Genomic DNA, 21,316 nt, shown 5'->3' on the forward strand with positions numbered 1-21,316 from the left:
GCCGCAATTGTGCGAGCCGAATTAGCCCTTCTTGCCGAATCCCTTGTAGCGATCCTTGAAGCGCTCGACGCGACCGGCGCTGTCCAGGATGCGCTGCTTGCCGGTGTAGAACGGGTGGCTCTCCGAGGAGATTTCAACGTCGATGACCGGGTAGGTGTTGCCGTCCTCCCACTCGACCGTCTTGTCGCTGGTGGCGGTTGAGCGGGTCAGAAACGAATTGCCCGAGGCGAGGTCGTTGAAGACTACCGGTCCGTAGCTCGGGTGGATGTCATTCTTCACGTGAGTGTCCTTATCTAAGATCTCTGAGGGTTTGGTGTCGAAGACGAAATAGCGTCATCCACGCTGCGCGCGGAGGCTGATCTGCGTATATCCGACCGGCCAAGGCCCAAATCCTGGCTGTCTGCCAACGCCCAACTATAGCCGAGTGCCTGTGCTCTTCGCGAGTTCCCGGTCCGACACACCGGCGCAGGGGTGCTCCGGTCTGGACCCCGGGACCTGTCGTGACCCGTTTGCCGCCACTATCCGTCCGGTTCGATAGTCTCGACCCAGACCATCACTGCGAAGGGGAACTTATGAGCGAGCCTGTTGTCGTCATTGCCACATTTGTGCCGAATCCCGGCGAGCTCGACCGCGTCCGTCTTGCGTTGGATATCGCCATTGAGCAGGTGCACCAGGAGGACGGCTGCGAACTGTACGCCATCCATGAAGCGCCGAACGGCAACATCATCATGATCGAAAAGTGGGAATCCGCCGAGCTACTCGATACGCATGGTGCGGGAGTCGCGGTTCAGGATCTGAATGAATCGCTCAGTGGCCTGTTGGCCGAGGCAGTGGATGTTGTCCGGCTGACGCCGTTGCCGGTGGGCAGCGACGGCAAGGGCGCGCTGTAACGATGACATTCCCGGCCTTCTCCGGCGTAGATGTGCTTGCCGCCGAAGATCATCCCGAATTACTTGCCTCTGCGGTGAGCGATGGACTCCAGGCATCCGGCTTGATAACTCAGGCCGGAGTCTTCGCAATCGATCCTGAGCACGCTGACACCGAGACGCTGACCAGTCAATTCGGCTTCTCGCTGGATGATTCTGCCAACTGCGTGGTTATCGGAGGCAAGCGCGGAGGAGAGCAGCGCGTTGCCGCCTGCGTCGTGCTGGCGAGCACCCGAGCCGACGTCAATAAAACTGCCAAAGGCATGCTGGATGTGCGAAAGGCTTCGTTCCTCTCGACCGAGCAGGCCGTGGCGGATACCGGAATGGAGTTTGGCGGAATCACTCCGATTGGGGTGCCGGCGGTTTGGCGGATACTCGTTGACTCACGAGTTGTGGACCGGGAGGCAATAATTCTCGGTTCCGGAGTGCGTCGCTCCAAGCTCGTGCTCCCCGGGTCGGCCCTGGCGGAATATCCGGGTGTCGAGATCGTCGAAGGGCTGGCGAACCCGGCCTAAGTGGCGGTTTTCTTCACTGCCGGATTGCGGCAGTCGGGTGGGCGGTCGGCTTCCCGCACGGATGGCGGCGGCCCGGCGGGTGGGTGGGCAGCGCTTCCCGCACGGATGGCGGCGGTCGAGTGGGCGGTCGGCCGACTGGACGTCGAGAGTGCAGCCGGGCGGCGGTCGGATGGGTGAGCGGCGGTGGTTTCCTTCCTGCACGGATGGCGGCGGCCGGGTGAGCGGACGGCGAGAGTGCAGCCGGGCAGGCCGTTCGCCGGGGGCGGCCAGTTGCAATACGAGCAGCTCGCGCCGCATGATCTGGCAATACTAGTACGAATTTAGAACACTCTGCGTAGCAGTCGGCAGTGACTGTCAGTGGTGCCGGATACGGTTGTTTCATGGATAGCAACCGGGAATCGCATACCGACGACATGGTCGAGCGGGCGAACGGCGTAGCCGCCGCGGTTGGTGCCGTCTTCAGCTCCGGCGAGCTCGCCCGGGCCGGCGACCGCGAGGTCCTTGCTATCGCAGATGCCGTCGAGGCCGCGAGCCGCCGACTCGGCGCACTTCAGGTCCAATTGGCCGGAGAGATCGAGTCCCGGAGCATTGCCGACCGGCGCGGCCAGCGCGGCACCGTCCCGCTGCTACGCGACCGGCTGCGGATCACGGCGAGCGAGGCGAAACGGCGGCTCGATGTCGCAGCCGCGACAGCCACTCAACGCTCCCTGACAGGAACGCCTCTCGCGCCAGCTTGTCCAAGTACGGCAGGAGCCCTTCACGACGGCCGGTTGAGCATAGATGCTGCGAAGGTGCTTGCTGAGAAACTGTCAGTGATCCGGGAAAAGGCGGAGACCGCGGACGACGATATCCTGGCGGGGCGCGCCCCGGCCGAGATCACGGCTCAGGCCGAGGAATACCTCGTGGCGCAGGCGGAGGGATACGACCCGGGATTCGTCGCGCAGTGCGGTGCCCGGTGGATTACCCTCCTCGATCCCGATGGAGTCCGGCCCAGCGCGGCGGAGATCAGGCTGGAACACGGCCTGTGGTTCGGAACACCCCGCCGGAACGGACTGGTTCCGTTCCGGGGAGCCATGACTCAGATCCAGCACGAAACGCTGCTCAGCGCAGCCGGTCCGGCCACCAGCCCGCGTCACCGGAATGGCTCGGACGAGGAGTGCCAACCGGGCAGAACGAACGAGCAGAGTGTCGCCTTCAAACCAGGTGCCGAAGGGACAGTAGGTGCCGACGGTGTTAGGCCAGGTGCTGTCGGCGGAGTAGTGCAGCAGGCCAGCGGTAGTGAGCCGGTTGTCGGCGGCGGTCAGCCAAATGCTGTGGGCGGACCAGCGCCTGTCGGCGGGACAACAGATGGCGGGGTCGGCGAAACAGCGCCTGCCGGCGAATGTCAGCCGGAGGGCAGGGTCGGCGAAACAGCGCCCGCCAGCGGAGCAGATACGGGAGTCGCTACGACGGTCTGCTGCGAACCGGACATGGGCGGTGATGCAGCAGATGCCGGCGGCGAAGACCAGAGAACTTATCAACACAAGCTGCTCGATGAGCTTATCGCGTGCTGCTCCACGGCATTGAAGTCGGGCACCGTAGGCGGCAGCGACGCCACGATCATGGTCAGCATCGACTATGAAACCCTCTATGAGAAGGCCAGCGGCCACGGTCTACTCAGTCATACCGGTCCGATCGGCGTCTCGACGGTCCGTCGACTGGCCTGCGACGCCGCGATGATCCCGGTTGTTCTCGGGGGCGCCGGACAGGTGCTCGACGTAGGCACTGCGCGACGCCTGTTCACGCCTGCCCAGCGACGCGCGATCATTGCGCGCGACGGTGGCTGCATCATGCCTGGCTGCACCGCGCCGCCAAGCTGGTGCATTGTTCATCATGTCGACTTCCACTCCGAAGGCGGTCCCACTTCGATAGCCAACGGAGCTTTGCTCTGCGATCACGACCACGGCGTGATCCACGCCGGAGACTGGACCGTAATCATGCAGGAAGGCATCCCGTGGGTAATTCCGCCGCGCTGGGTCGACCCGCGCCGGACACCGCGGCGGAATCACTATCATCGACCGCCACCACTGGAATAAGACCAGTGGAACAAGACAACTGGAACGAGACAGGACTGTCAGGTCGAATTTCTGCCAGCTCCGAGGTCGCGGGGCGTGATGGGATCGAGCAATCACCGCGCTTCCCGGACCCAAGAACTGAGGAAAGAATGCAAGAGCCCACCACACAAACGATCGCGAAAGCTTCACAATTTGCCGCGCTGCACCAAAATGGCCCTCTGGTACTTCCCAACGCGTGGGATATCGCCTCGGCGGTCTTGGTCCAGGATGCGGGCGCTGCGGCAATCGCGACAACAAGCGCCGGCGTTGCCTGGAGCCTGGGCGTACCGGACGGAAACAGCCTCACCAGGGAGCAGGCCATCGAGTTCGCCGCTCGGCTTGTCGCGGCCGTAGACGTTCCAGTGACCGTCGACATCGAGGCCGGATACGGCGAAACAGCAGATCAGGTAGCGACAACAGTGAGCATGCTTGCCGCCTGCGGAGCTATCGGTTGCAACATCGAGGATGCAAATGGTTCGACGCTACGAGACGTGCGCGACCAATCGGAGCGGATCGCTGCCGCCAGGTCGACGGCCGATAGATCTGGCATCCCGTTCTTCATCAATGCCCGGATCGATACCTACCTTTTGAACGCAACGTCGTCGAGCAACCTGCTCGCAGAAACTGCTCAGGAAACTGCTGTGCGCGCGCAGGCGTACGTGGCCGCGGGCGCGGATGGGATCTTCGTTCCCGGCCTCACCGACCTGTCAGCCCTTCGAATACTGGCGGATTCGATACCTGTTCCACTGAATGCGATGTCGGGAAGCGGCGGACCTTCGGTTGGCCAGCTTTCGGCGTCCGGCGTGCGTAGGGTGAGCGTTGGGATGGGCCTCGCGCAGTCGGCCTACGCCGTAGCTCGGACGGCGGCAGCGGAAATGTTGGACTCTGGCACGTTCGACTCGCTTGGCGAGTCAGTCGACTATGGCCAGATGAACGCCTTGTTGGCTGAAGCTCATCGCCGGTAGGCACGCGTCCGCCCGATCACGTTCGCTGCGTTACCCGCTCCCCCCGGACCGATCCCCCGCCCCCTGGCGGTCGAACAGACGACGCTTCCGGCGCCCGCAGAGCCCAGAGACCAGCTAGGCACGACCTTCAGGAGGAGTCAGCTACGCTCTGGGCGCCCTCAGCGCCCAGAAAACCACGGCGGACGCCGCAGCCACATTCAGCGAATCGACGGCGCCGGACATCGGTATCCGCACGACCTCATCGGCAGCTGACACTGTGCCGCGCTTCAGGCCGTCTCCCTCCGTGCCAAAGATCACCGCCAACTTGTCCGGTGCAGCCGCGGCAAGCGCGTCCAGGGAGACGGCGTCGTCGCTGAGTGCCATGGCGGCCGTGGTGAATCCGTGTTCGGTGAACGTCGACAAGCCGCTCGGCCATTCGTCCAGCCGGGTCCACGGGACCTGGAAAACTGTGCCCATCGAGACCCGGATGCTGCGGCGATACAAGGGATCCGCGCATCGGGGCGTCACGAACACCGCATCCACCCCAAGCCCCGCCGCGGAACGAAAAATCGCCCCCACGTTAGTGTGGTCCACGATGTCCTCCAGCACCGCCACGCGACGCGCGCCGGCAAGCAACTCCGGAACGGACGGAAGTTGGGGCCGCTGCATCGCGGCAAGCGCGCCTCTATGCAGGTGGTACCCCGTCAGCTGCTCGAGGACGTCGTCCTCGCCTACGAACACCGGAACATCTGGATGCGCAGCGATTAACGGCGCGAGATCTTCCAGCCACTTACGATGCATCAGGAACGAACGTGGCACGTGGCCGGCCGCCATCGCGCGGCGAATAACGGTCGACGACTCGGCGATGTACATTCCCTTCTCCGGCTCGTGCTTGCGTCGAAGCACGACATCGGTCAGCCGGGTGTAGTCCGCGACACGCTCGTCGGTCGGGTCCGTGATCCGGATCGGCTCAAATCTCAAGGATTCTCCACAGCGCGACGAGCCCGAGGATTACGATAATCACCCGCAGCAGAACGGGCGAAAGCCTGCGGCCAATTCTGGCTCCGAAGCTTCCACCGATCATCGACCCGATCGCGATCAGCAGGACTGCCAGCCAGTTGATCCGATCAAAGCCCACCACGACGTACGTCGTCGCCGCCACCGCATTGACTACCAGGACGAGAATGTTCTTCGCGCCGTTGATCCTTTGTAAGGTCTCAGGCAGCAACAGCCCAAGGAAACCAATCAGCAGAATTCCCTGGGCGGCAGCGAAGTAGCCCCCGTAGATTCCGGTGAGGAAGACGACAGTTATCACTCCGATCGTCCGCCCCAAAGACATGTGAGGCTGACCGCCGCCGTCCGCGTGGCCGGGATTGTGCCGGTCCCCGGCCACGTCCGACGAGTCTCCCGAACTCGCTGATCGCCCGGTTGAATCGTCGCCCGCCTGCTGGTCCTTGTCGAGCTGCGCCGCCTTGCGTCGCCTAATCCAGCGCTGCAGCGCCGGCTGGGTGACGACCATGACGAGCGCCAGGACCAATAGAACCGGCACGATGGTTTCGAAGGCGGTCTCCGGCAGGTGCAGCAGCAACCATGCCCCGGTCAGCGCGCCTACTAGGGAAGCCGGAATCAGCTGAAGCAGGCGCTTCTTCTGGCCCGCCAACTCCTTGCGATAACCAATCGAGCTGGTGATATTTCCGGGCACGAGACCGACTGCGTTACTCATCGTGGCGGCTACGGGTGGCACGCCGAACGCGACAAGAGCGGGAAAGGTGATCAGGGTGCCCGAACCGACAATCGCATTGATCACGCCGGCGCCCAGGCCCGCAAGGAGGATGAGCGCCATTTCAAGAACGGACAATTAGCTGACCTTCACTAGTTGACCTTGGCCCGGGCCGTGAATCGCCCTTCCTCCTGGCTCACCGTCAGCTCAACGCCGAAAGTTGCCGTCAGGTTCTCTGCGGTCAAGACGTCATTCACCGCGCCCGCGGCAACAATCTGTGCGTCACGCAGCAGCAGGGCATGCGTTATTCCAGGCGGAATTTCTTCCACATGGTGAGTCACCATGAATACGACCGGCGCGAACTTGTCTTGCATGATCTCAGCGAGAGCCGCAATCAGTTCCTCGCGGCCACCCAGATCAAGGCCGGCGGCTGGCTCGTCAAGCAACAGCAGTTCGGGGTCGGTCATCAGCGAGCGAGCGATCTGGACCCGCTTCTTTTCGCCATCGCTAAGCGTGCCGTAGGTGCGTTCGGAAAGTTCCGCCACGCCGAATGCTGCCAGCAGGTCCGCGGCCCGTGACTCATCGACATCGTCGTAATTCTCATTCCAGCGGCCGGTCACCGCGTACGACGCCGTGACTACCGCGTCACGTACCGTTTCGTGCGGCGGGATCCGGGCTGCCAGCGAGGCAGAGGCGAGGCCGATTCGCGGTCGCAGTTCGAACACGTCGACTGAACCGAGCCGCTCGCCCAGAATGTTCACCTCACCAGCGGTCGGGTGCATCCTTCCTGCGGCGATCTCCAGCAGCGTTGTCTTGCCAGCGCCGTTCGGGCCAAGGATCACCCAGCGATCCGTGTCGAAAACGGTCAAATCCACGGATTCGAGGAGCAACTTGTCTCCGCGCCGGAGGCTCACACCGCTAAAAGAAAGCACTTCAGTCATGGTCTCGACCTTATCGTTTACGGTCGACCAGCTTTGCGTTGGGATGCCCGTCGTAGTGTTGCTCTATGCCCGGAGCAAACGAATCTATCGCGATGACAGCCTGGATGAACGGAGTGCTCTGTCATCGCACTGGAATCGACCACGCGCTCGACGCGATAACGGGTGACAACGATCTGGCGCCCGTCGTCGCCGCGGACGACGTTTTCGGGCTGCCCGCAGGGGCCGGAATTTCACTTTTAGCCGGCGCGCTTCGCCAGGCCGACGTCACCTCGCTACGACTCGCACTGCCAGTCCCGGGAGATGTCTCCATGCTTCCCGCGACGCCCGGTCTGGCTGAGGCAATGTCATCGGGTCAGGCGGTAGTTGCCGAAACAGCCGGAGTCGCCGCGGCGGTATTGGTGCCCTGCTCTCTTCGACCCGCCGGCCAGTCCCTCGACGACTATGTGTCCCGCAGCGAATGGCGCATTTTCGAATGCGCACCGGTTCGTTACTCCCCTGTCGCGTCCTCGACGCTTGGCGAGGCCGAGCGCGCGATGAAGGAGGCGGTGCTGGAGGCGCTGGGATCGCTCGCCGAGCCCTCCAGCTCGCAGGCTTTCCCGCTAGCCGCCTGGCAGGAAGGAAACGTGGATCGAGCCCGCGGCGTTCTATCGGCCGGTGATGACGTCGACCTGCCGGGAGCATCTCCGCGTGCAGTGCGTGTGGCAAGCATGGCGCTGCGCATGTTGGCACTGACCGAAGCCGCTCCACCACACGAACTCGGATTTTCCAGCCACCATGAAGAACACGCGCAGCTGGACTTTCTGAATCGCGCAGCGCGGCAGGCCTTGGTACTTGCGGTCAACGACACCCGGCCGTAGCTGATGTGCGCGGCGAAATGCACTACGAGGCATTGGCTTCGCGATTCTCCGTAGCCGGACCGATCCGGCTATTCTCAAGCGGTGATCGATTCTTACAGTCATCTCGTCGTCGTCGCGGAAACGCTGAATGACGACCAGCTCAAGCCAGTTCGGGACATCCTCGGCGCCGATTTTGTCGAATCCCGGACATCCTCGACGGCGTGCCAGGCGGTACATTTCCGACTGCGCATCGAGGCGACAGCAGATCAGCAGCAAGCAATTTCCCGAGCCGCCACCAGACTCGGCCTGGACACTTGCTGGCTTCCTGCTGCGCTGCAACGGTCCGCGCCCGGCTTGCTGGTCCTGGATGTCGATTCGACATTCATCGATCAGGAAGTGATCGAGCTGATCGCCGAGCGCTCGGGCACCCGCGAACAGGTGGCGGCTGTGACGGAGCGCGCGATGCGCGGTGAGCTGGACTTCGAGCAGAGCCTGCACGCCCGGGTGGCGACTCTGAAGGGAATCAGTGATGACGTGTTCGATGCCGTGCGGCAGGAGGTCACCGTCACGGCGGGCGCCGAGGAACTCGTCCGCGCCGTCCAGTCGAATGGTGGCGACGTTGCCCTGGTATCGGGCGGCTTCGCAGAGATCGTCGTTCCGCTCGCCGCCGGCTTCGATATCGACAAGGTTCGCGCGAATCGGCTCGAAGTGGACGGCGGGGTGCTGACCGGAAGGGTCCTGGGCGAGGTTGTGGATCGATCGGTCAAAGCGCGGATGCTTCAGGAGTATGCCAACGAGCTGGGCGTGCCGCTCAGCCGGACCGTCGCGGTCGGCGATGGCGCCAACGACCTGGACATGCTCGGCGTGGCCGGCCTGGGCATTGCCTTCCAGGCCAAGCCTGCGGTCCGTGAGCAGGCGGATATGAGTTTGGGGTTCCGGCGGCTGGACGCGATCGTCGCATTGCTCGGACTCTAAGCCCGGCCGCCAGCCGGATGAGCGAACCGGCTGGTGAGCCATCCAGCCGGGTGAGCTAGCCCGGCCGCCAGCCGGGTGAGCCAACCAGCCGGGTGTGCCAACCGGGTGCCCCAACCTCACGCCATGAACGCTACGGTCACGCCGTACTTAACCCGGCAGATCCGCGACGTAGACAACCTGGCTCAGTCGAGCCTGGGCGGATTCGATCGAATCCCATTCGCCGGTGAACTCGAGGATTGCAGCCGTGCCGGGCGGAAACCGGTCGGCCCGGTCGTTGCTGAGCTGCTCGACAACGTCATGCATGGCGGGTTGATGCCCGATCAGCACAGCCGTCACGATGTCATCGTCGATCGTCTTGACCAGTTCCACCAGTTCGGCAGCTTCTGCCCCGTACATACCCCGGTCTGGGATGCACCGAACCGGACTTTCCCACTGTGCGACCACCAGCTCTGCCGTCTGCACGGTGCGCAGTGCCGATGAGAAATAGATCTGCTCGGCCGGAACATTCTTGGCGAGCCACAGCCCCATCTGTTGGGCTTCCGCCTTGCCCCGGGCGTCGAGTGGGCGCTCATGGTCCGGCGTCCCTGGGGACTGCGCCGCATGTGCGTGGCGCATTATGACCAAACGGCGCGGCGCAGTCCCCATGGTGACTTCCTGTTCTGAGCTAAACGTGAATGAGGCTTCGAACGGTGATGCGAACCGGCTATGCGAGTCAGGGGCACGCTCTTGTGCGCCCCCAGCTTGGGCTGTTACGCGCCGGTGGCGTGCAGCCCGCCGTCCACATGCACCATTTCGCCCGTGGTCGCAGGGAACCAGTCTGAGAGCAGCGCAACGATGGCGCGCCCAGCCGGTTCGGTGTCCTTGTTGTCCCAACCCAGCGGCGCCCGCTGGGTCCAGGTGTCCTCGAAGGTCTCGAATCCCGGAATCGACTTTGCTGCCGTGGTGCGCAATGGCCCAGCGGATACCAGGTTGACCCGGATTCCTTCTGGTCCGAGGAACTTCGACAAATACCGGGCGGTCGACTCGAACGTGGCCTTGGACACACCCATCCAGTCGTACGTCGGCCAAGCAAATCGGCCATCGAAAGTCAGGCCGACAACCGATGATCCTCTGCTGAGCAACGGCTGGGCTGCGACGGTGATCGCCTTCAACGAGTAGGCCGAAACATGCAGGGCAGTCGCCACGTCCTCCCATTCAGTCTTCAGGAAGTTGCCGCCGAGCGCCGTCTTGGGAGCGAAGGCAATGGCATGCACCACGCCATCCAGCCCGTCGACGTGTTCACGGAGCCGGTCCGGCAGGGCGGCGAGATCGTCGGCGTTCGTCGCGTCCAACTCGATCACCGGAGCCGGCGTGGGCAGGCGTCGCGCGATGGCCTGGGTGATCTTGGATTGACGGCCGAACGACGAGAGCACGACCGTCGCGCCCTGCTCCTGCGCGAGACGCGCTGCCGAGAATGCGATCGACGACTCGGTGAGGACGCCGGTGATGAGAAGACGTTTTCCGTCCAGAATGCCCATGAAGATTCCTTGTACCTAGGAGGTGATGTGGTCTATTTTCGCACTGTCCGCTTAGTGACCCATGCCCAGGCCGCCGTCGACCGGGATGACTGCACCGCTGATGTAGCCGGCGTCTTCGCCACTGAGCCAGCGCACCACGCGGGCAACCTCTTCGGGTTGGCCGAAGCGTCCTGCCGGAATCGAGCCGAGGTAAGCCTGCTGCTGCGCCTCGGGAAGAGCCGCCGTCATATCGGTCGCTATAAAGCCGGGCGCGACCACGTTGGCTGTTATGTTGCGGCTGCCGAGCTCACGGGTTAGCGACCTCGCGATGCCGACCAGACCGGACTTCGAAGCCGCATAGTTGATCTGCCCCGGCGAGCCGTACAGCCCGACGACAGAGGAGATCAGGATGACGCGACCGCGCTTCAGTTTGAGCATGCCCTTGCTAGCCCGCTTGACCACCCGGAAGGCGCCGGTGAGGTTCGTGTCGACAACGTCGGTGAAATCCTCCTCGCTCATCCGGAGCAAAAGGGTGTCCCGGGTGATGCCGGCATTCGCCACCACGACTTCCACCGGACCGAACTTCTCCTCTACCGCCTTGAAGGCGGCGTCGACCGAACCGGAGTCGGTCACGTCGGCCGCGACGGCGAAGGCTCCATCCGGTGCGTCGCCATTGCGGGAGGTAACGGCCACCCGATCACCGGCCGCCACGAACGCCTCGGCGATGCTTCTGCCGATTCCCCGGTTTCCGCCCGTGACAAGCACGGTTCGCGGTTGAGAGGCGTGTTGTTCGGTCGTGGGTTGCGCCACAGTCAGGCTCCTTGGGATCGCGCGGGAAATTTGGTGTGCACACTGCACCGTAGCCGATCCGGGGGCATTCACCGTCGATTTGGTGGGAGTGAGACAATGAAACTACACGTTATTTTGTCGATTGAAGCCCACACAGGGACGCGACTCCGGGCGGGAACGCAGCCATGAGAACGAGACACGAGGTTCCTCGGGTCACGAACGCACCACTCTCCCATGCCGACGACATCAAATCACGGATGATCAAGTACTCCGTGTCGATGGGAATCCGCATGGTGTGCATAGTGGGTGCATTCCTTGTGGACGGCTGGCTGCGCTGGGTCGCCATCACGGGAGCAATCGTCTTGCCATACGTTGCGGTCGTCCTCGCGAATGCGGGCAGGGAGGCTCACACCTACCAGAACGACACGTTCATCGCCGCTCCGCCGCAAGAGCAGCTCACCGCGACCCCGATGACCGGCGAGAATGACCAGGCTGCCACGCACATCCCGGATGGCGATGCCCGGTCCGCTAGCGCCGATGACGCAGGCAACGGATCCGCGTCAGGGTCGAACGATGTGATCGCCGGCGAGGTCGTCTCCGATCAGCCCGACGACAGAGGTTCCGACGATGAGCGTATTTGACCTGGGCCGGCCGTCGGGCGGCGAGAATGAATGGGAGTCGACGCCAGAGCCACGCTGCTCGCGCAAAGCTTGTCACCAAAGCGCCTCCTGGGGACTGCTGTGGAACAATCCCAGGATTCACACCCCGGTCCGCCGCAAGGTCTGGCTCAGCTGCGACGAACATCGAGACTGGTTGCAGCAGTACCTGACCTCGCGGGGGCTGCACAAGGAGACCCTGGCGCTCGCAGACATCCCGGCAGACGCGGGTTAGGAGGTCACAGGCTAGGCATGCAGCAGTACCGATTCTTGATCTCCCGACGCTGGCTTGGCTATTTGGCCGGCGCAATCGTCCTGGCGATAGCCTGCGTGGGCCTTGGCATGTGGCAGCTGGACCGCCGCGATCAGAAGCTGGTCGAAATCAGCAAGGTCACCAACAACTACGACGGTTCGGTCAAGCGACTGGACGAGGTTATCGGCAGCCGTACCGCTGAGCTGCCCGCCTCGGCCGAGTGGACCCGGGTCGTGCTCCATGGCAGCTATTCCACCGACGAGACGGTGCTGGCTCGGAACCGGCCGCTCCATCAGCAGTCGGGGTACGAGATCATCGTTCCTTTCGTATTGGACAGCGGGGACGCAATCCTGGTCGATCGCGGCTGGGTCAGCACCAGCAGCTCCGGCGGCGTACCGGAATCCGTTCCGCAGCCGGCGGCAGGCCAGGTCACTGTTACCGCCTGGCTCCGCCCCATCCAGACCGGAATCGGCCAGGGCTCGCCGGAGGGCCAGATAACCGCGATCAACCCCGCATCGGTGCCAAGCGATTCCGCGCTCTACCAGTCGGGTTACGCGCTTATGCAGTCCGAATCCCCCGCGGCAACCGTAACTCCCGACCGGTTGACGAAGCCGTCAATCGATGAGGGCCCACATCTGTCCTACGGGATGCAATGGTTCTGCTTCGGCCTGATGATTTTCATCGGATACGCCTACGCGGCGCGCACCGAAGCACGGAACCGCAGGGAGTCCGCGGAACTGGCCGACGCCAGCAGTCCTGCCACCGGCAGTACGGCCAGCACCCCACCGCGGAGGCGCAAGCGCCGCAGCGCCGAGGAAGAAGAAGACGCCATCCTGGCCGAACAGGGTTTCTAGCCCCGAGTTGCGGCCTGGCTGTATGGAGGTCAGGAGGTTGTTGACGGCAATGAGAACTACCGACGCGGGTGGTTGTCCGTCGTTCGACGGAGCGCGCTTGGGGCTGTCGCGCCCGTGGACGCGCGAGCCACCGCCGTCGGGGATACGGCCGACCTTCTTCACGTCGAAATGCACCATGTGCCCGGGACGTTCGGCGACGATCCGCTGCGGCTCACGATTGGTCTCCCCCGGTCGAGTCGATGAACCGCCTGCGATTGAGGCCGAGCTGGAGCAAGATGTGCGAGACTCTGCGGCGACTGATCGTGGTGCCTTCGAGAGCGAGCTCGAACTCGATCCACGCCGTCGGCCACTTGCCCTCGCGGCGCATCCATTCGACCGCTTTACAACCTCGTTGTCGGTTGCCGTGGGCTGACGGAGCGGAGTCGAGGAACGGTCGAAGAGGCGATCCCGCCGAACTGCTTGTAACGGTTGACCCACTTCGATGCGGTCGCGCGGGAGATGCCACCTCTGCGGCGATGTGAGCGATCGGGTGGCTGCGGCAGCGCTCGGCAAGCCGTTTTCGGCCTTCCACTGTCAGCGGTGCATTCCAGTGAACTCTGATGCTCATTCGGTCCGCGAGGCTTCGCTCCGGCTCTGCCGGCGCTCCACTCGTCGCCGGTCAGCCAGATGTGCGCCGCGGAGGGCTTCCAGCGCGCGATTGATCGTTGCTCCTCCAGGGTTCACGACGCATACCCACCCGTAAGCGCCATACAGTGGGTGGGGAAGGAACGCGTCCGTGGTGCCGTAGTCCGCGCCCGACTCCTCGATCTCTTCGGACGGGTATCCGAGGAGTTCGGTGAAGACCTGTGAACCGACGTGGATGTTCAGTCGCCAGCGATCATCGACACCGAGGCGAGACTGGGTGTCGCCCGGGTAGTCGTTCGTCACGATCGTCGCGTATGGCTGGCGGTTGCGCGGTACCCGCCTGTCCGGGGCGTAGTAGAAGTAGAAGTCGCCCCACGAGATCTCGGGATGTTCGCTGCCTGGCAGGGGCGCGAGCTCAAGGAGACCATCGTAGGTTCGGATTTCTGACAAGATCTGTTCCATAGACATGGTTCAAGTGTGAACGTGAAGTGCTTATGGAGGGTTGCCGCATGACGGACGCCGCCGCTCTCGACTCCGAGCGATACACGACGAGTCGTCTCGCCGCTCTCTCCGGTTACTCGGTGCAGCAGATCCGAGACCTCGAACACCTCGACGTCATCCCGCCAGCAGTTCGACAGCCCAACGGATATCGGCAGTTCACCAGCATTCACGTGACAGCGCTACGCGCGTACCGCCACCTGGCGATCGCGGCCGGCCCCGTGGCCGCCCGGTCGACAATGCGCGAAATGCGTCATCTGCCGTCCGACGAAGCCATCGCGCGTATAGTCGCACTTCACGTCGACCTCGCCCGCTCCCGCGCCGATACGATCGCCGCGCTCCACGCCCTCGACAGCATCGTCGATGAAAGCGCCCACGACGCTCCCCCAGCACCAGGCGACACGATGAGCATCACAGAACTCTCCGCCGCGCTCGGTGTACGCTCCTCCACGCTCCGCTTCTGGGAACAGGAAGGACTGATCAACCTCGAACGACGAGAACCACTCGCCGCACGACGCTACCCGCCGGACGCCGTGAGAGACGCCCGGATCGTCGCCGCTCTCCGCGCAGGCAGATACCGGATCCCCGCAGTCCAAGCCGTCATGACATCCCTGCGCACACTCGACAACACCATAGATGCACGCAACGCCCTCCAAGACCGACTGCAGAGCATTGCCGCCCGCTCCGACGCGCTGCTCCGCGCCGGCACAGATCTCTCCGCCCTGCTGCGCTCACCAGCTGTCAGCAACGTTCCGGCCAGCAACACCAGCTCCCGTCCGGCGCTATCGGCCGACGGGCTGCTGGCCCCGCACTTCCGGCCCAGTCCCGGGTTCCGGCCGTCGACGAGCTCCCGGACCTAATCTCCGTGCGGGCCGCCTAGCTGCCAGCCCGGGTTCAGCCGTGGACGACTCCCCGACCTGGTTTCCGGCCCGGCCTGATCGCTAGGCGAGCGAGACGAGGTCCTGGTACGAGTCATTCCAAAGGTCCTCGTCGCCATCCGGAAGCAGCAGCACCCGGTCCGGCTGCAATGCCTCGACGGCGCCATCATCGTGGGTGACCAGCACGATTGCACCCTCGTAATTGCGGATGGCGCCGAGCACCTCTTCGCGACTGGCAGGGTCCAGGTTGTTGGTCGGCTCGTCCAGCAGCAACACGTTGGCCGCGGAAACCACCAGGGTTGCCAGTGCCAATCGGGTCTTCTCACCCCCGGAGAGAACGCTCGCCGGCTTGTGCACGTCGTCGCCGGAGAACAGGAACGAGCCGAGCACACTGCGCACAGCTGTGTCGTCCAGGTCCGGCGCCTCGGACCGCATGTTTTCCAGCACCGTGCGTGAGACATCCAGGGTGTCGTGCTCCTGGGCGAAGTATCCCAGCTTCAGTCCGTGACCGGCGATCACCTCGCCGCTATCCGGGGAGTCCACTCCGGCGAGCATCCGCAGCAGTGTCGTTTTGCCTGCTCCGTTGAAGCCCAGGACGACGACTCGGGTGCCTCGATCGATGGCCAGGTCGACGCCGGTGAAGATCTCGAGCGATCCGTACGCCTTGCTCAGGCCCTCCGCGGTCAGAGGAACCCGTCCGCAGGCCTTCGGGGTCGGGAAACGAAGGTGCGCGACCTTGTCCTGGACCCGTTCGTCCTCGAGTCCGGACAGCAGCCGCTCCGCGCGCCGCGCCATGTTCTGCGCGGCGACGGTCTTGGTGGCCTTCGCCCGCATCTTGTCCGACTGCGCCATCAGCGCGGAAGCCTTCTTCTCCGCGTTTGCCCGCTCGCGCTTCCGACGACGCTCGTCGATCTCGCGTTGCTTCAGATATGCAGACCAGCCGAGTGAGTAGACGTCGATCAGCGCCCGGTTGGCATCCAGGTGGAAGACCTTGTTCACCGTCTGGTCGAGCAACTCGACATCGTGGCTGATCACGATCAGCGCGCCCGGGTAGGTCTTGAGGTAGTCGCGAAGCCAGACGACCGACTCTGCGTCGAGGTGGTTGGTCGGCTCGTCGAGCAGCATCGTGTCGACGTTGGCGTACAGGATTCGCGAAAGCTCCACACGCCGCCGTTGACCACCGGAGAGCGTATTGAGCGGTTGGTTGAGAATCCGGCTGTCCAGGCCCAGGTTGCTGGCGATGGCGTCGGCCTCGGACTCGCTCGCGTACCCACCCTTCGCGATGAACTCCTCTTCCAGCCTGGAGTACTTAGCCATCGCACGGTCGCGGCGATTCGGATCATCGCCGGCCATGTCCTCCTCCGCGCGGCGCATACGCCGGATTACGCCGTCGAGATCACGGGCGGCGAGGATCCGGTCGCGCGCCAGTACTTCGAGGTCTCCGGTTCGGGGATCCTGTGGCAGGTAGCCGATATCGCCTTTGCGGGCCACGGTGCCGCCCGCGGGAGTGCCTTCACCCGCCAGTACCTTAGTCAGAGTGGTCTTACCTGCGCCGTTTCGGCCGACCAATCCGACGCGATCGCCCTTGTCGACTCGGAAGTTCACGCCCCCCATGAGCAGCCGGGCACCGGCGCGCAGCTCAAGATCCTGGACGGAAATCACAGATTCAACCTCTTCAAAATTGGGTTGTCGCCCGAAAATGGCAACCTCACCAGTCTACTGCCCGCGCACGTCCCCCGTCGCATCGATAAGTATCGTCGCCGCCGAATCCCGGTGCGAGATGCGGCACATCGGACCTCAGGCACCGAGAGATTCGGTTACGATCTCCCGCAGCAGAGTCTCGGGGCTCAATCCCCGGGCGCGGGCTCGTTCGGTTAACGCGGCAAACTGCTCGGGATGAAGCTCAACGCTTAATTGCCGGGCAGCCCCCGCCGATCCGGTCTGCGCCCGTTCGGTCTGCGCCCGTTCGGTCTGCGCCGGTTCGTCGAACAGAGATGGCGGCGCGTCCATCGCGTGCAGCCGTCCGCCTCCGATGTCGACCGGAGGTACCTGCCCGCCGCCTCCGTAGTCCGCCGCGGGTGGCTGGCCAACGGCGTCAGCGGTTGAGCCGCCGAGCGTCCAGCCCGGACCCTCAGGCACCGCGGACTTGCGCTGATACGCCGTCGCCGCGCCACGGGCTCGCTCGTCGGCCGCCTCGTTCATCGCGTGGTTGGCATGGCCCTTCACCCACTCGAACCGATAACTGCGCCCCTGCAGCTCGGCATCGAGTGCCCTGAGCAGCTCCTGATTGAGCACCGGCGAGCCATCCGCCTTTCGCCAGCCGCGACGCTTCCAGCCCGGCATCCACTGCGTAATGGCCTTGATCACATACTGGCTGTCGCACATCACGTGCAGGTCCTCGTTGATGCCGCGTGATGCCCGGAACAGTTGAAGCACGGCGTTCAGCTCACCCTGATTGTTGGTAGCCCGAGGCCAACCGCCCGCCGCCCAGCAGTCATCGCTGACGTACCACGCCCAGCCGGCCGGCCCTGGATTACCTAGCGCCGAGCCGTCGGCAGCTGCGCGGATCGTCATCGGGTCTCCTGTTTCGTCATTAACGTCTACTCGTTTCCACCAGCTGATCGGCCAATGGTCTGTCCCGCGCACTAAACTATCGAACGTGAGCTTCGATCCGAACAGCCGCCTCGACACCTCCCAGGTCAGCGACCGCCGCGGCGGCGGTGGTTTCCGCGGGGGCGGAGGTTCTCGACGGGGTGGTGGCCTGAAGCTGGGCGGCGGCCTTGGCGGCCTCGTCGTGGTTATTCTCGTCGCCGTCTTCTTCGGCCCGGAAGCGCTCACCAGCATTGGCCTGACCGATGATTCGAGCTCGGGCAGGTCGACTTCGTCCGGAGACCTTTCCGAATGCCGGACCGGCCAGGATGCCAACGAGCAGGCCGACTGCCGGGTCGTTGGCACGGTGAACAGCCTAAACGCGTTCTGGCAGGGATATCTGCCTGATTACGGGATCTCGTACCGGGCACCGGAGGCCGCGTTGGAAAATGGGCAGTGGGACACCGGCTGTGGCGTCGGCAACTCGGAGATGGGGCCTTTCTACTGCCCATCCGATGAAACCGCGTACTTCGACACGGACTTCTTCCAGGTACTCAAGAGCGACTACGGTTCCAGCGGCGGGCCGCTCGCCGAGGAGTATGTCGTCGCCCACGAATGGGGCCATCACATTCAGAACCTGACCGGCACTCTCGGCAAAGCTCAGCAGGATCCGCAGGGTGAACAGTCCGGGGCTGTCCGAGTCGAGCTGCAGGCCGACTGCTATGCCGGTCTGTGGGCGGCGCATGCCGCGACCACAAATGACCCGGAAACCGGCAAGCCGTACCTAGAAGAACTCACCGAACAGGATGTCAGTGACGCGCTGTCCGCCGCCGCCGCGGTAGGCGACGACCGCATTCAGCAGAAGGCTCAGGGCCGGGTCACTCCGGAATCGTGGACGCATGGTTCCGCCGAGCAGCGACAGAAGTGGTTCATTGCCGGCTACACCTCCGGGGACCTCGCCAAGTGCGACACCTTCGCTGTTGACCGGGTGTGACGAACAGAGCCTGACCAGCTAGCCGCCGTGGAAGACTGCTTCGACGTTGTGGCTATCCGGGTCACGGAGGAACACGGCGTAATAGCCGGGGTGGTACTCGGGCCACTCCCGCGGAGAATGCAAGACCTCCGCACCGCCGTCCCGCGCGGCCTCGTACACGGCGTCCACGGCTTCGCGATCGGTAGCGGCAAAGGCGAGGTGGAGTTCCCGGGTCTCGACGCCGTCGGCCTGACTGAGCCAAAAGTCGGGAACACCATCCGGTCCGCTCAGGCCGATCACCGGAGCGGCATCGAGCGGTATACGGACCGCCTCGCGCATCCCTATCGGCCCGAAGACGCGCAGGTAGAACTGCAATGAGGCCTCGACATCGCCGACCTGGATTCCGACGTGATTGAGCATGCCATGACAGTAGCAGCCACGCCGGCCGAGCGTCGTTAACCTAGTGCGGTCCAGCCTAGAAAGCTCAGCCGCGATCCAGCCTAGAAAGCTCAGCCGCGATCCAGCCTAGAAAGCTCAGCCGCGATCCAGCCTAGAAAGCTCAGCCGCGATTCAGCCTAGACAACGCAGCTTCAGGCATACCTAGACAACGCAGCCTAGATATTGAACCCAAGCGCACGCATTTGTTCACGGCCGTCCTCGGTGATCTTCTCCGGACCCCACGGCGGCATCCACACCCAGTTGAGCCGGTAATCGGGCACGATGCCATCCAGGCACGCCCGGGTCTGGTCTTCCAGCACGTCGGTGAGCGGGCAAGCCGCCGAGGTCAGCGTCATCTCAATCACGGCGCTGCCGTCTTCTTCGATCGACACTCCGTAGACGAGCCCGAGATCGACGACATTGACCCCGAGTTCCGGGTCGACGACATCCTTCATTGCTTCTTCAACATCGGCAGGCGTAGCCGGTACCGGTTCCGCGAGTATCTGGTCCATTTCAGTCCTTAGTTAATCGGGCTTGGCGCAAAGCGTCTTCAAATGCCGTCCAGGCAAGCATCGCGCACTTTATCCGTGCCGGGTAGCGGGAGACGCCCTGGAAAGCGGCGGCATCGCCGAGCAGTTCCTCGTCGGCATCGAGCTTTCCCCGTGAGTGCATCAGTTCGCGAAACGCATCCTGAATCCTGGCCAGTGATTCCAGGTCGGATTCTTCGGCCAGCGACGTCAGCACGGATGCCGAGGCCATCGAGATCGAGCAGCCACGGCCGTCCCAGCGGGTTTCCTCGATACCGGTTTCCGGGTCGAAACGCACCTCGACGGTGATCTCGTCACCGCACGTCGGGTTGATCTGATGCGAGCTGCCGACGCCGTCTTCCATCGTCGTGCCGCTCAGCCGGCGGCTAGCCAGGTCGGCAGCGAACTCCTGATTGCCGTGCCGGGCCTTCGAATGGTCGAGAATTACCTGCTGGTAAAGCTGTTCCAGACTCGCACTCATGCGGCATCAACCCCGAAGAAGCTCCGGACCTCAGCCAGACCGGCCAGAAATACATCGATTTCGGCGTCGGTCGTGTAAAGGTAACCACTGGCGCGGGTGGTCGCGGTCAGTCCAAGCCTGCGGTGCAGTGGCTGTGCACAGTGGTGGCCGACCCGGACGGCGACACCCCGGTCGTCCAGGAACTGTCCGACGTCGTGGGCATGCACGCCGTCGACGTCGAAGCTCGCCACGGCGATCCGCTCCTCGCCCGGTGGCGGCCCGAGCAGTCGGACTCCCGGAATCGCGGCGATGCCGGCAGCGAGGCGCTCCGCGAGGTGCGCTTCCCAGCCGGCAATGCGCTCCATTCCGGTCTCGGACAGGTAGTTCACCGCGGCGGCCAGGCCAACAGCCTCCGCGATCGGCTGGGTGCCGGCCTCGAAGCGCTGCGGCGCCGGCAGGTAGTCCGCGGCTTCCATCGTGACCGTCGTGATCATCGACCCGCCGGTAAGCACGGGCGGGAGTGCGTCGAGAAGCTCTGCCTTCCCGTAGAGCACGCCGATGCCAGTAGGCCCCAGCATCTTGTGCCCGGAGAACGCGGCGAAGTCGATATCGAGCTCTTTGACGTCCACCGTGAGGTGCGGCACGGATTGGCAGGCATCCAGCACGACGAGAGCGTCATGTGCGCGGGCCATCGCAACCAGTTCGGCGATCGGGTTGATGGTCCCGAGCACATTCGACGCGTGCGTGACCGCCAGCAGCCGGGTGCGCGGACCGATGATTGACGCGGCCGCATCGAGATCCAGCCTGCCGTCGGCCAGGATCGGGATAAACCGCAGCGTGGCTCCTGTGCGGGCCGCAAGTTCCTGCCACGGCACGAGGTTGGCGTGGTGTTCCATCTCGGTCACCACGAGTTCATCCCCCGGCGCGAGGGCGAACCGGCGAGACGCCGCTCCCCCGCGCCCCAAGGAGGCATTCGACATGCCGTACGCCACTATGTTGAGCGCCTCGGTGGCGTTCTTGGTCCACACCACCTCGTTGTCGGCCGCGCCGATGAACTGCGCGACCGTGGCCCGTGCCGCCTCGAAGGCGTCGGTAGCCGCCACCGCGAGCTGATGCGCGCCGCGGTGCACGGCGGAATTCCGCTGGGCGTAGAACTCCTGCTCGGCTTCGAGCACGCTGACCGGCTTCTGCGAGGTTGCACCGGAATCGAGGTAAGCAAGCTCGTATCCGTTGACGGTGACGTCAAAGATCGGGAAATCGTTCCTGATCCGGGCGACCTCGGCAGCCTCCAACGGCTGCGTCCTAGCGGAATCCAATGCGGTCATGGCTGA

General features: G+C 64.1%; 25 protein-coding genes and 1 pseudogene. 11 read left to right on the plus strand and 15 right to left on the minus strand.

Features of this window, described 5'->3' with window-relative positions; translation table 11 throughout:
- Positions 1 to 21 precede the first annotated feature (21 nt).
- Positions 22 to 279, minus strand: coding sequence for a type B 50S ribosomal protein L31 (locus LWF01_RS08065; protein WP_349640522.1), 258 nt, complete (start codon positions 277 to 279; stop codon positions 22 to 24).
- Positions 280 to 572: 293 nt separating this feature from the next.
- On the opposite strand from LWF01_RS08065, the gene LWF01_RS08070 reads away from it, so the two are divergent.
- The 4 genes from LWF01_RS08070 (at position 573) to LWF01_RS08085 (ending at position 4,499) form a co-directional block, all read left to right on the plus strand.
- Positions 573 to 890, plus strand: coding sequence for a putative quinol monooxygenase (locus LWF01_RS08070; protein ID WP_349640523.1), 318 nt, complete (start codon positions 573 to 575; stop codon positions 888 to 890).
- A gap of 2 nt (positions 891 to 892) precedes the next feature.
- Entirely contained in the window at positions 893 to 1,441 is a 549-nt protein-coding gene (locus LWF01_RS08075) for a YbaK/EbsC family protein (protein WP_349640524.1), read from the plus strand.
- 380 nt (positions 1,442 to 1,821) lie between these two features.
- Positions 1,822 to 3,516 carry an HNH endonuclease signature motif containing protein gene (locus LWF01_RS08080; protein WP_349640525.1) on the plus strand — a complete coding sequence of 565 codons (1,695 nt, stop codon included), beginning with the start codon at positions 1,822 to 1,824 and terminating at the stop codon, positions 3,514 to 3,516.
- 128 nt (positions 3,517 to 3,644) lie between these two features.
- Positions 3,645 to 4,499, plus strand: coding sequence for an isocitrate lyase/PEP mutase family protein (locus LWF01_RS08085; RefSeq protein WP_349640526.1), 855 nt, complete (start codon positions 3,645 to 3,647; stop codon positions 4,497 to 4,499).
- A 141-nt stretch (positions 4,500 to 4,640) separates the two neighbouring features.
- Here LWF01_RS08085 and LWF01_RS08090 read toward each other — a convergent pair whose 3' ends face one another.
- From LWF01_RS08090 to LWF01_RS08100, 3 genes are read right to left on the minus strand one after another with little or no spacing between them, the layout of a single operon-like run.
- Positions 4,641 to 5,459, minus strand: coding sequence for a TrmH family RNA methyltransferase (locus LWF01_RS08090; protein ID WP_349640527.1), 819 nt, complete (start codon positions 5,457 to 5,459; stop codon positions 4,641 to 4,643).
- Positions 5,449 to 6,336, minus strand: coding sequence for a sulfite exporter TauE/SafE family protein (locus LWF01_RS08095; RefSeq protein ID WP_432762006.1), 888 nt, complete (start codon positions 6,334 to 6,336; stop codon positions 5,449 to 5,451). The genes LWF01_RS08090 and LWF01_RS08095 overlap by 11 nt, the downstream gene beginning before the upstream one ends.
- 14 nt (positions 6,337 to 6,350) lie before the next feature.
- Positions 6,351 to 7,139: an ABC transporter ATP-binding protein gene (locus tag LWF01_RS08100; protein ID WP_349640528.1), complete on the minus strand. Its 789-nt coding sequence runs from the start codon at positions 7,137 to 7,139 to the stop codon at positions 6,351 to 6,353.
- Between the two features lie 92 nt (positions 7,140 to 7,231).
- On the opposite strand from LWF01_RS08100, the gene LWF01_RS08105 reads away from it, so the two are divergent.
- On the plus strand, positions 7,232 to 7,996 hold the full coding sequence (locus LWF01_RS08105) for an Rv1486c family protein (protein ID WP_349640529.1): 765 nt from the start codon (positions 7,232 to 7,234) through the stop codon (positions 7,994 to 7,996).
- An 81-nt stretch (positions 7,997 to 8,077) separates the two neighbouring features.
- The gene (gene serB, locus LWF01_RS08110) at positions 8,078 to 8,950 is read left to right on the plus strand and encodes a phosphoserine phosphatase SerB (RefSeq protein ID WP_349640530.1); all 873 of its coding nucleotides are present in this window, start codon (positions 8,078 to 8,080) and stop codon (positions 8,948 to 8,950) included.
- 147 nt (positions 8,951 to 9,097) lie between these two features.
- On the opposite strand, the gene LWF01_RS08115 is transcribed toward serB, so the two are convergent.
- The 3 genes from LWF01_RS08115 to LWF01_RS08125 form a co-directional block, all read right to left on the minus strand.
- Complete coding sequence (locus LWF01_RS08115) at positions 9,098 to 9,595, minus strand: SixA phosphatase family protein (RefSeq protein WP_349640531.1); 498 nt, start codon at positions 9,593 to 9,595, stop codon at positions 9,098 to 9,100.
- Positions 9,596 to 9,699: 104 nt separating this feature from the next.
- On the minus strand, positions 9,700 to 10,467 hold the full coding sequence (fabI, locus tag LWF01_RS08120; protein WP_349640532.1) for an enoyl-ACP reductase FabI: 768 nt from the start codon (positions 10,465 to 10,467) through the stop codon (positions 9,700 to 9,702).
- A 51-nt stretch (positions 10,468 to 10,518) separates the two neighbouring features.
- Positions 10,519 to 11,256, minus strand: coding sequence for a beta-ketoacyl-ACP reductase (locus LWF01_RS08125; RefSeq protein ID WP_349640533.1), 738 nt, complete (start codon positions 11,254 to 11,256; stop codon positions 10,519 to 10,521).
- Positions 11,257 to 11,420: 164 nt separating this feature from the next.
- On the opposite strand from LWF01_RS08125, the gene LWF01_RS08130 reads away from it, so the two are divergent.
- Genes LWF01_RS08130 through LWF01_RS08140 form a run of 3 tightly spaced genes read left to right on the plus strand, consistent with a single transcriptional unit; the run spans position 11,421 to position 12,998 of the window.
- Entirely contained in the window at positions 11,421 to 11,876 is a 456-nt protein-coding gene (locus LWF01_RS08130) for a DUF3099 domain-containing protein (protein ID WP_349640534.1), read from the plus strand.
- Positions 11,863 to 12,126 carry a hypothetical protein gene (locus LWF01_RS08135; RefSeq protein ID WP_349640535.1) on the plus strand — a complete coding sequence of 88 codons (264 nt, stop codon included), beginning with the start codon at positions 11,863 to 11,865 and terminating at the stop codon, positions 12,124 to 12,126. Before LWF01_RS08130 ends, LWF01_RS08135 begins: the two co-directional genes overlap by 14 nt.
- 17 nt (positions 12,127 to 12,143) lie before the next feature.
- On the plus strand, positions 12,144 to 12,998 hold the full coding sequence (locus LWF01_RS08140) for an SURF1 family cytochrome oxidase biogenesis protein (RefSeq protein WP_349640536.1): 855 nt from the start codon (positions 12,144 to 12,146) through the stop codon (positions 12,996 to 12,998).
- A 96-nt stretch (positions 12,999 to 13,094) separates the two neighbouring features.
- Here the strand turns inward: LWF01_RS08140 and LWF01_RS08145 are convergent.
- Together LWF01_RS08145 and LWF01_RS08150 are read right to left on the minus strand one after the other, a co-directional pair.
- Positions 13,095 to 13,605, minus strand: a pseudogene (locus LWF01_RS08145) (helix-turn-helix domain-containing protein); the annotation flags it as partial.
- On the minus strand, positions 13,602 to 14,090 hold the full coding sequence (locus tag LWF01_RS08150; protein WP_349640537.1) for a DUF6194 family protein: 489 nt from the start codon (positions 14,088 to 14,090) through the stop codon (positions 13,602 to 13,604). The pseudogene LWF01_RS08145 and the gene LWF01_RS08150, both read right to left, overlap by 4 nt.
- 41 nt (positions 14,091 to 14,131) lie before the next feature.
- On the opposite strand from LWF01_RS08150, the gene LWF01_RS08155 reads away from it, so the two are divergent.
- Positions 14,132 to 14,980 (plus strand): MerR family transcriptional regulator, encoded by an 849-nt coding sequence (locus tag LWF01_RS08155; protein ID WP_349640538.1) that lies wholly within the window; start codon positions 14,132 to 14,134, stop codon positions 14,978 to 14,980.
- A gap of 81 nt (positions 14,981 to 15,061) precedes the next feature.
- Here LWF01_RS08155 and LWF01_RS08160 read toward each other — a convergent pair whose 3' ends face one another.
- On the minus strand, positions 15,062 to 16,660 hold the full coding sequence (locus LWF01_RS08160) for an ABC-F family ATP-binding cassette domain-containing protein (protein WP_349640539.1): 1,599 nt from the start codon (positions 16,658 to 16,660) through the stop codon (positions 15,062 to 15,064).
- Between the two features lie 135 nt (positions 16,661 to 16,795).
- Positions 16,796 to 17,572, minus strand: a complete 777-nt coding sequence (locus tag LWF01_RS08165) for an RNase H family protein (RefSeq protein WP_349640540.1) — start codon at positions 17,570 to 17,572, stop codon at positions 16,796 to 16,798.
- A gap of 85 nt (positions 17,573 to 17,657) precedes the next feature.
- On the opposite strand from LWF01_RS08165, the gene ypfJ reads away from it, so the two are divergent.
- Positions 17,658 to 18,581, plus strand: coding sequence for a KPN_02809 family neutral zinc metallopeptidase (gene ypfJ / locus LWF01_RS08170; RefSeq protein ID WP_349640541.1), 924 nt, complete (start codon positions 17,658 to 17,660; stop codon positions 18,579 to 18,581).
- An 18-nt stretch (positions 18,582 to 18,599) separates the two neighbouring features.
- Here the strand turns inward: ypfJ and LWF01_RS08175 are convergent, their stop codons facing one another.
- From LWF01_RS08175 to LWF01_RS08190, 4 genes are all read right to left on the minus strand, one after another.
- Entirely contained in the window at positions 18,600 to 18,980 is a 381-nt protein-coding gene (locus tag LWF01_RS08175) for a VOC family protein (protein ID WP_349640542.1), read from the minus strand.
- Between the two features lie 194 nt (positions 18,981 to 19,174).
- The gene (locus LWF01_RS08180; RefSeq protein WP_349640543.1) at positions 19,175 to 19,510 is read right to left on the minus strand and encodes a metal-sulfur cluster assembly factor; all 336 of its coding nucleotides are present in this window, start codon (positions 19,508 to 19,510) and stop codon (positions 19,175 to 19,177) included.
- 1 nt (position 19,511) lies between these two features.
- Positions 19,512 to 20,006, minus strand: a complete 495-nt coding sequence (sufU, locus tag LWF01_RS08185) for a Fe-S cluster assembly sulfur transfer protein SufU (protein WP_349640544.1) — start codon at positions 20,004 to 20,006, stop codon at positions 19,512 to 19,514.
- On the minus strand, positions 20,003 to 21,310 hold the full coding sequence (locus tag LWF01_RS08190) for an aminotransferase class V-fold PLP-dependent enzyme (protein ID WP_349640545.1): 1,308 nt from the start codon (positions 21,308 to 21,310) through the stop codon (positions 20,003 to 20,005). The genes sufU and LWF01_RS08190 overlap by 4 nt, the downstream gene beginning before the upstream one ends.
- Positions 21,311 to 21,316 lie beyond the last annotated feature (6 nt).

It is taken from the genome of Saxibacter everestensis, assembly GCF_025787225.1.
GTDB lineage: Bacteria > Actinomycetota > Actinomycetes > Actinomycetales > Brevibacteriaceae > Saxibacter > Saxibacter everestensis.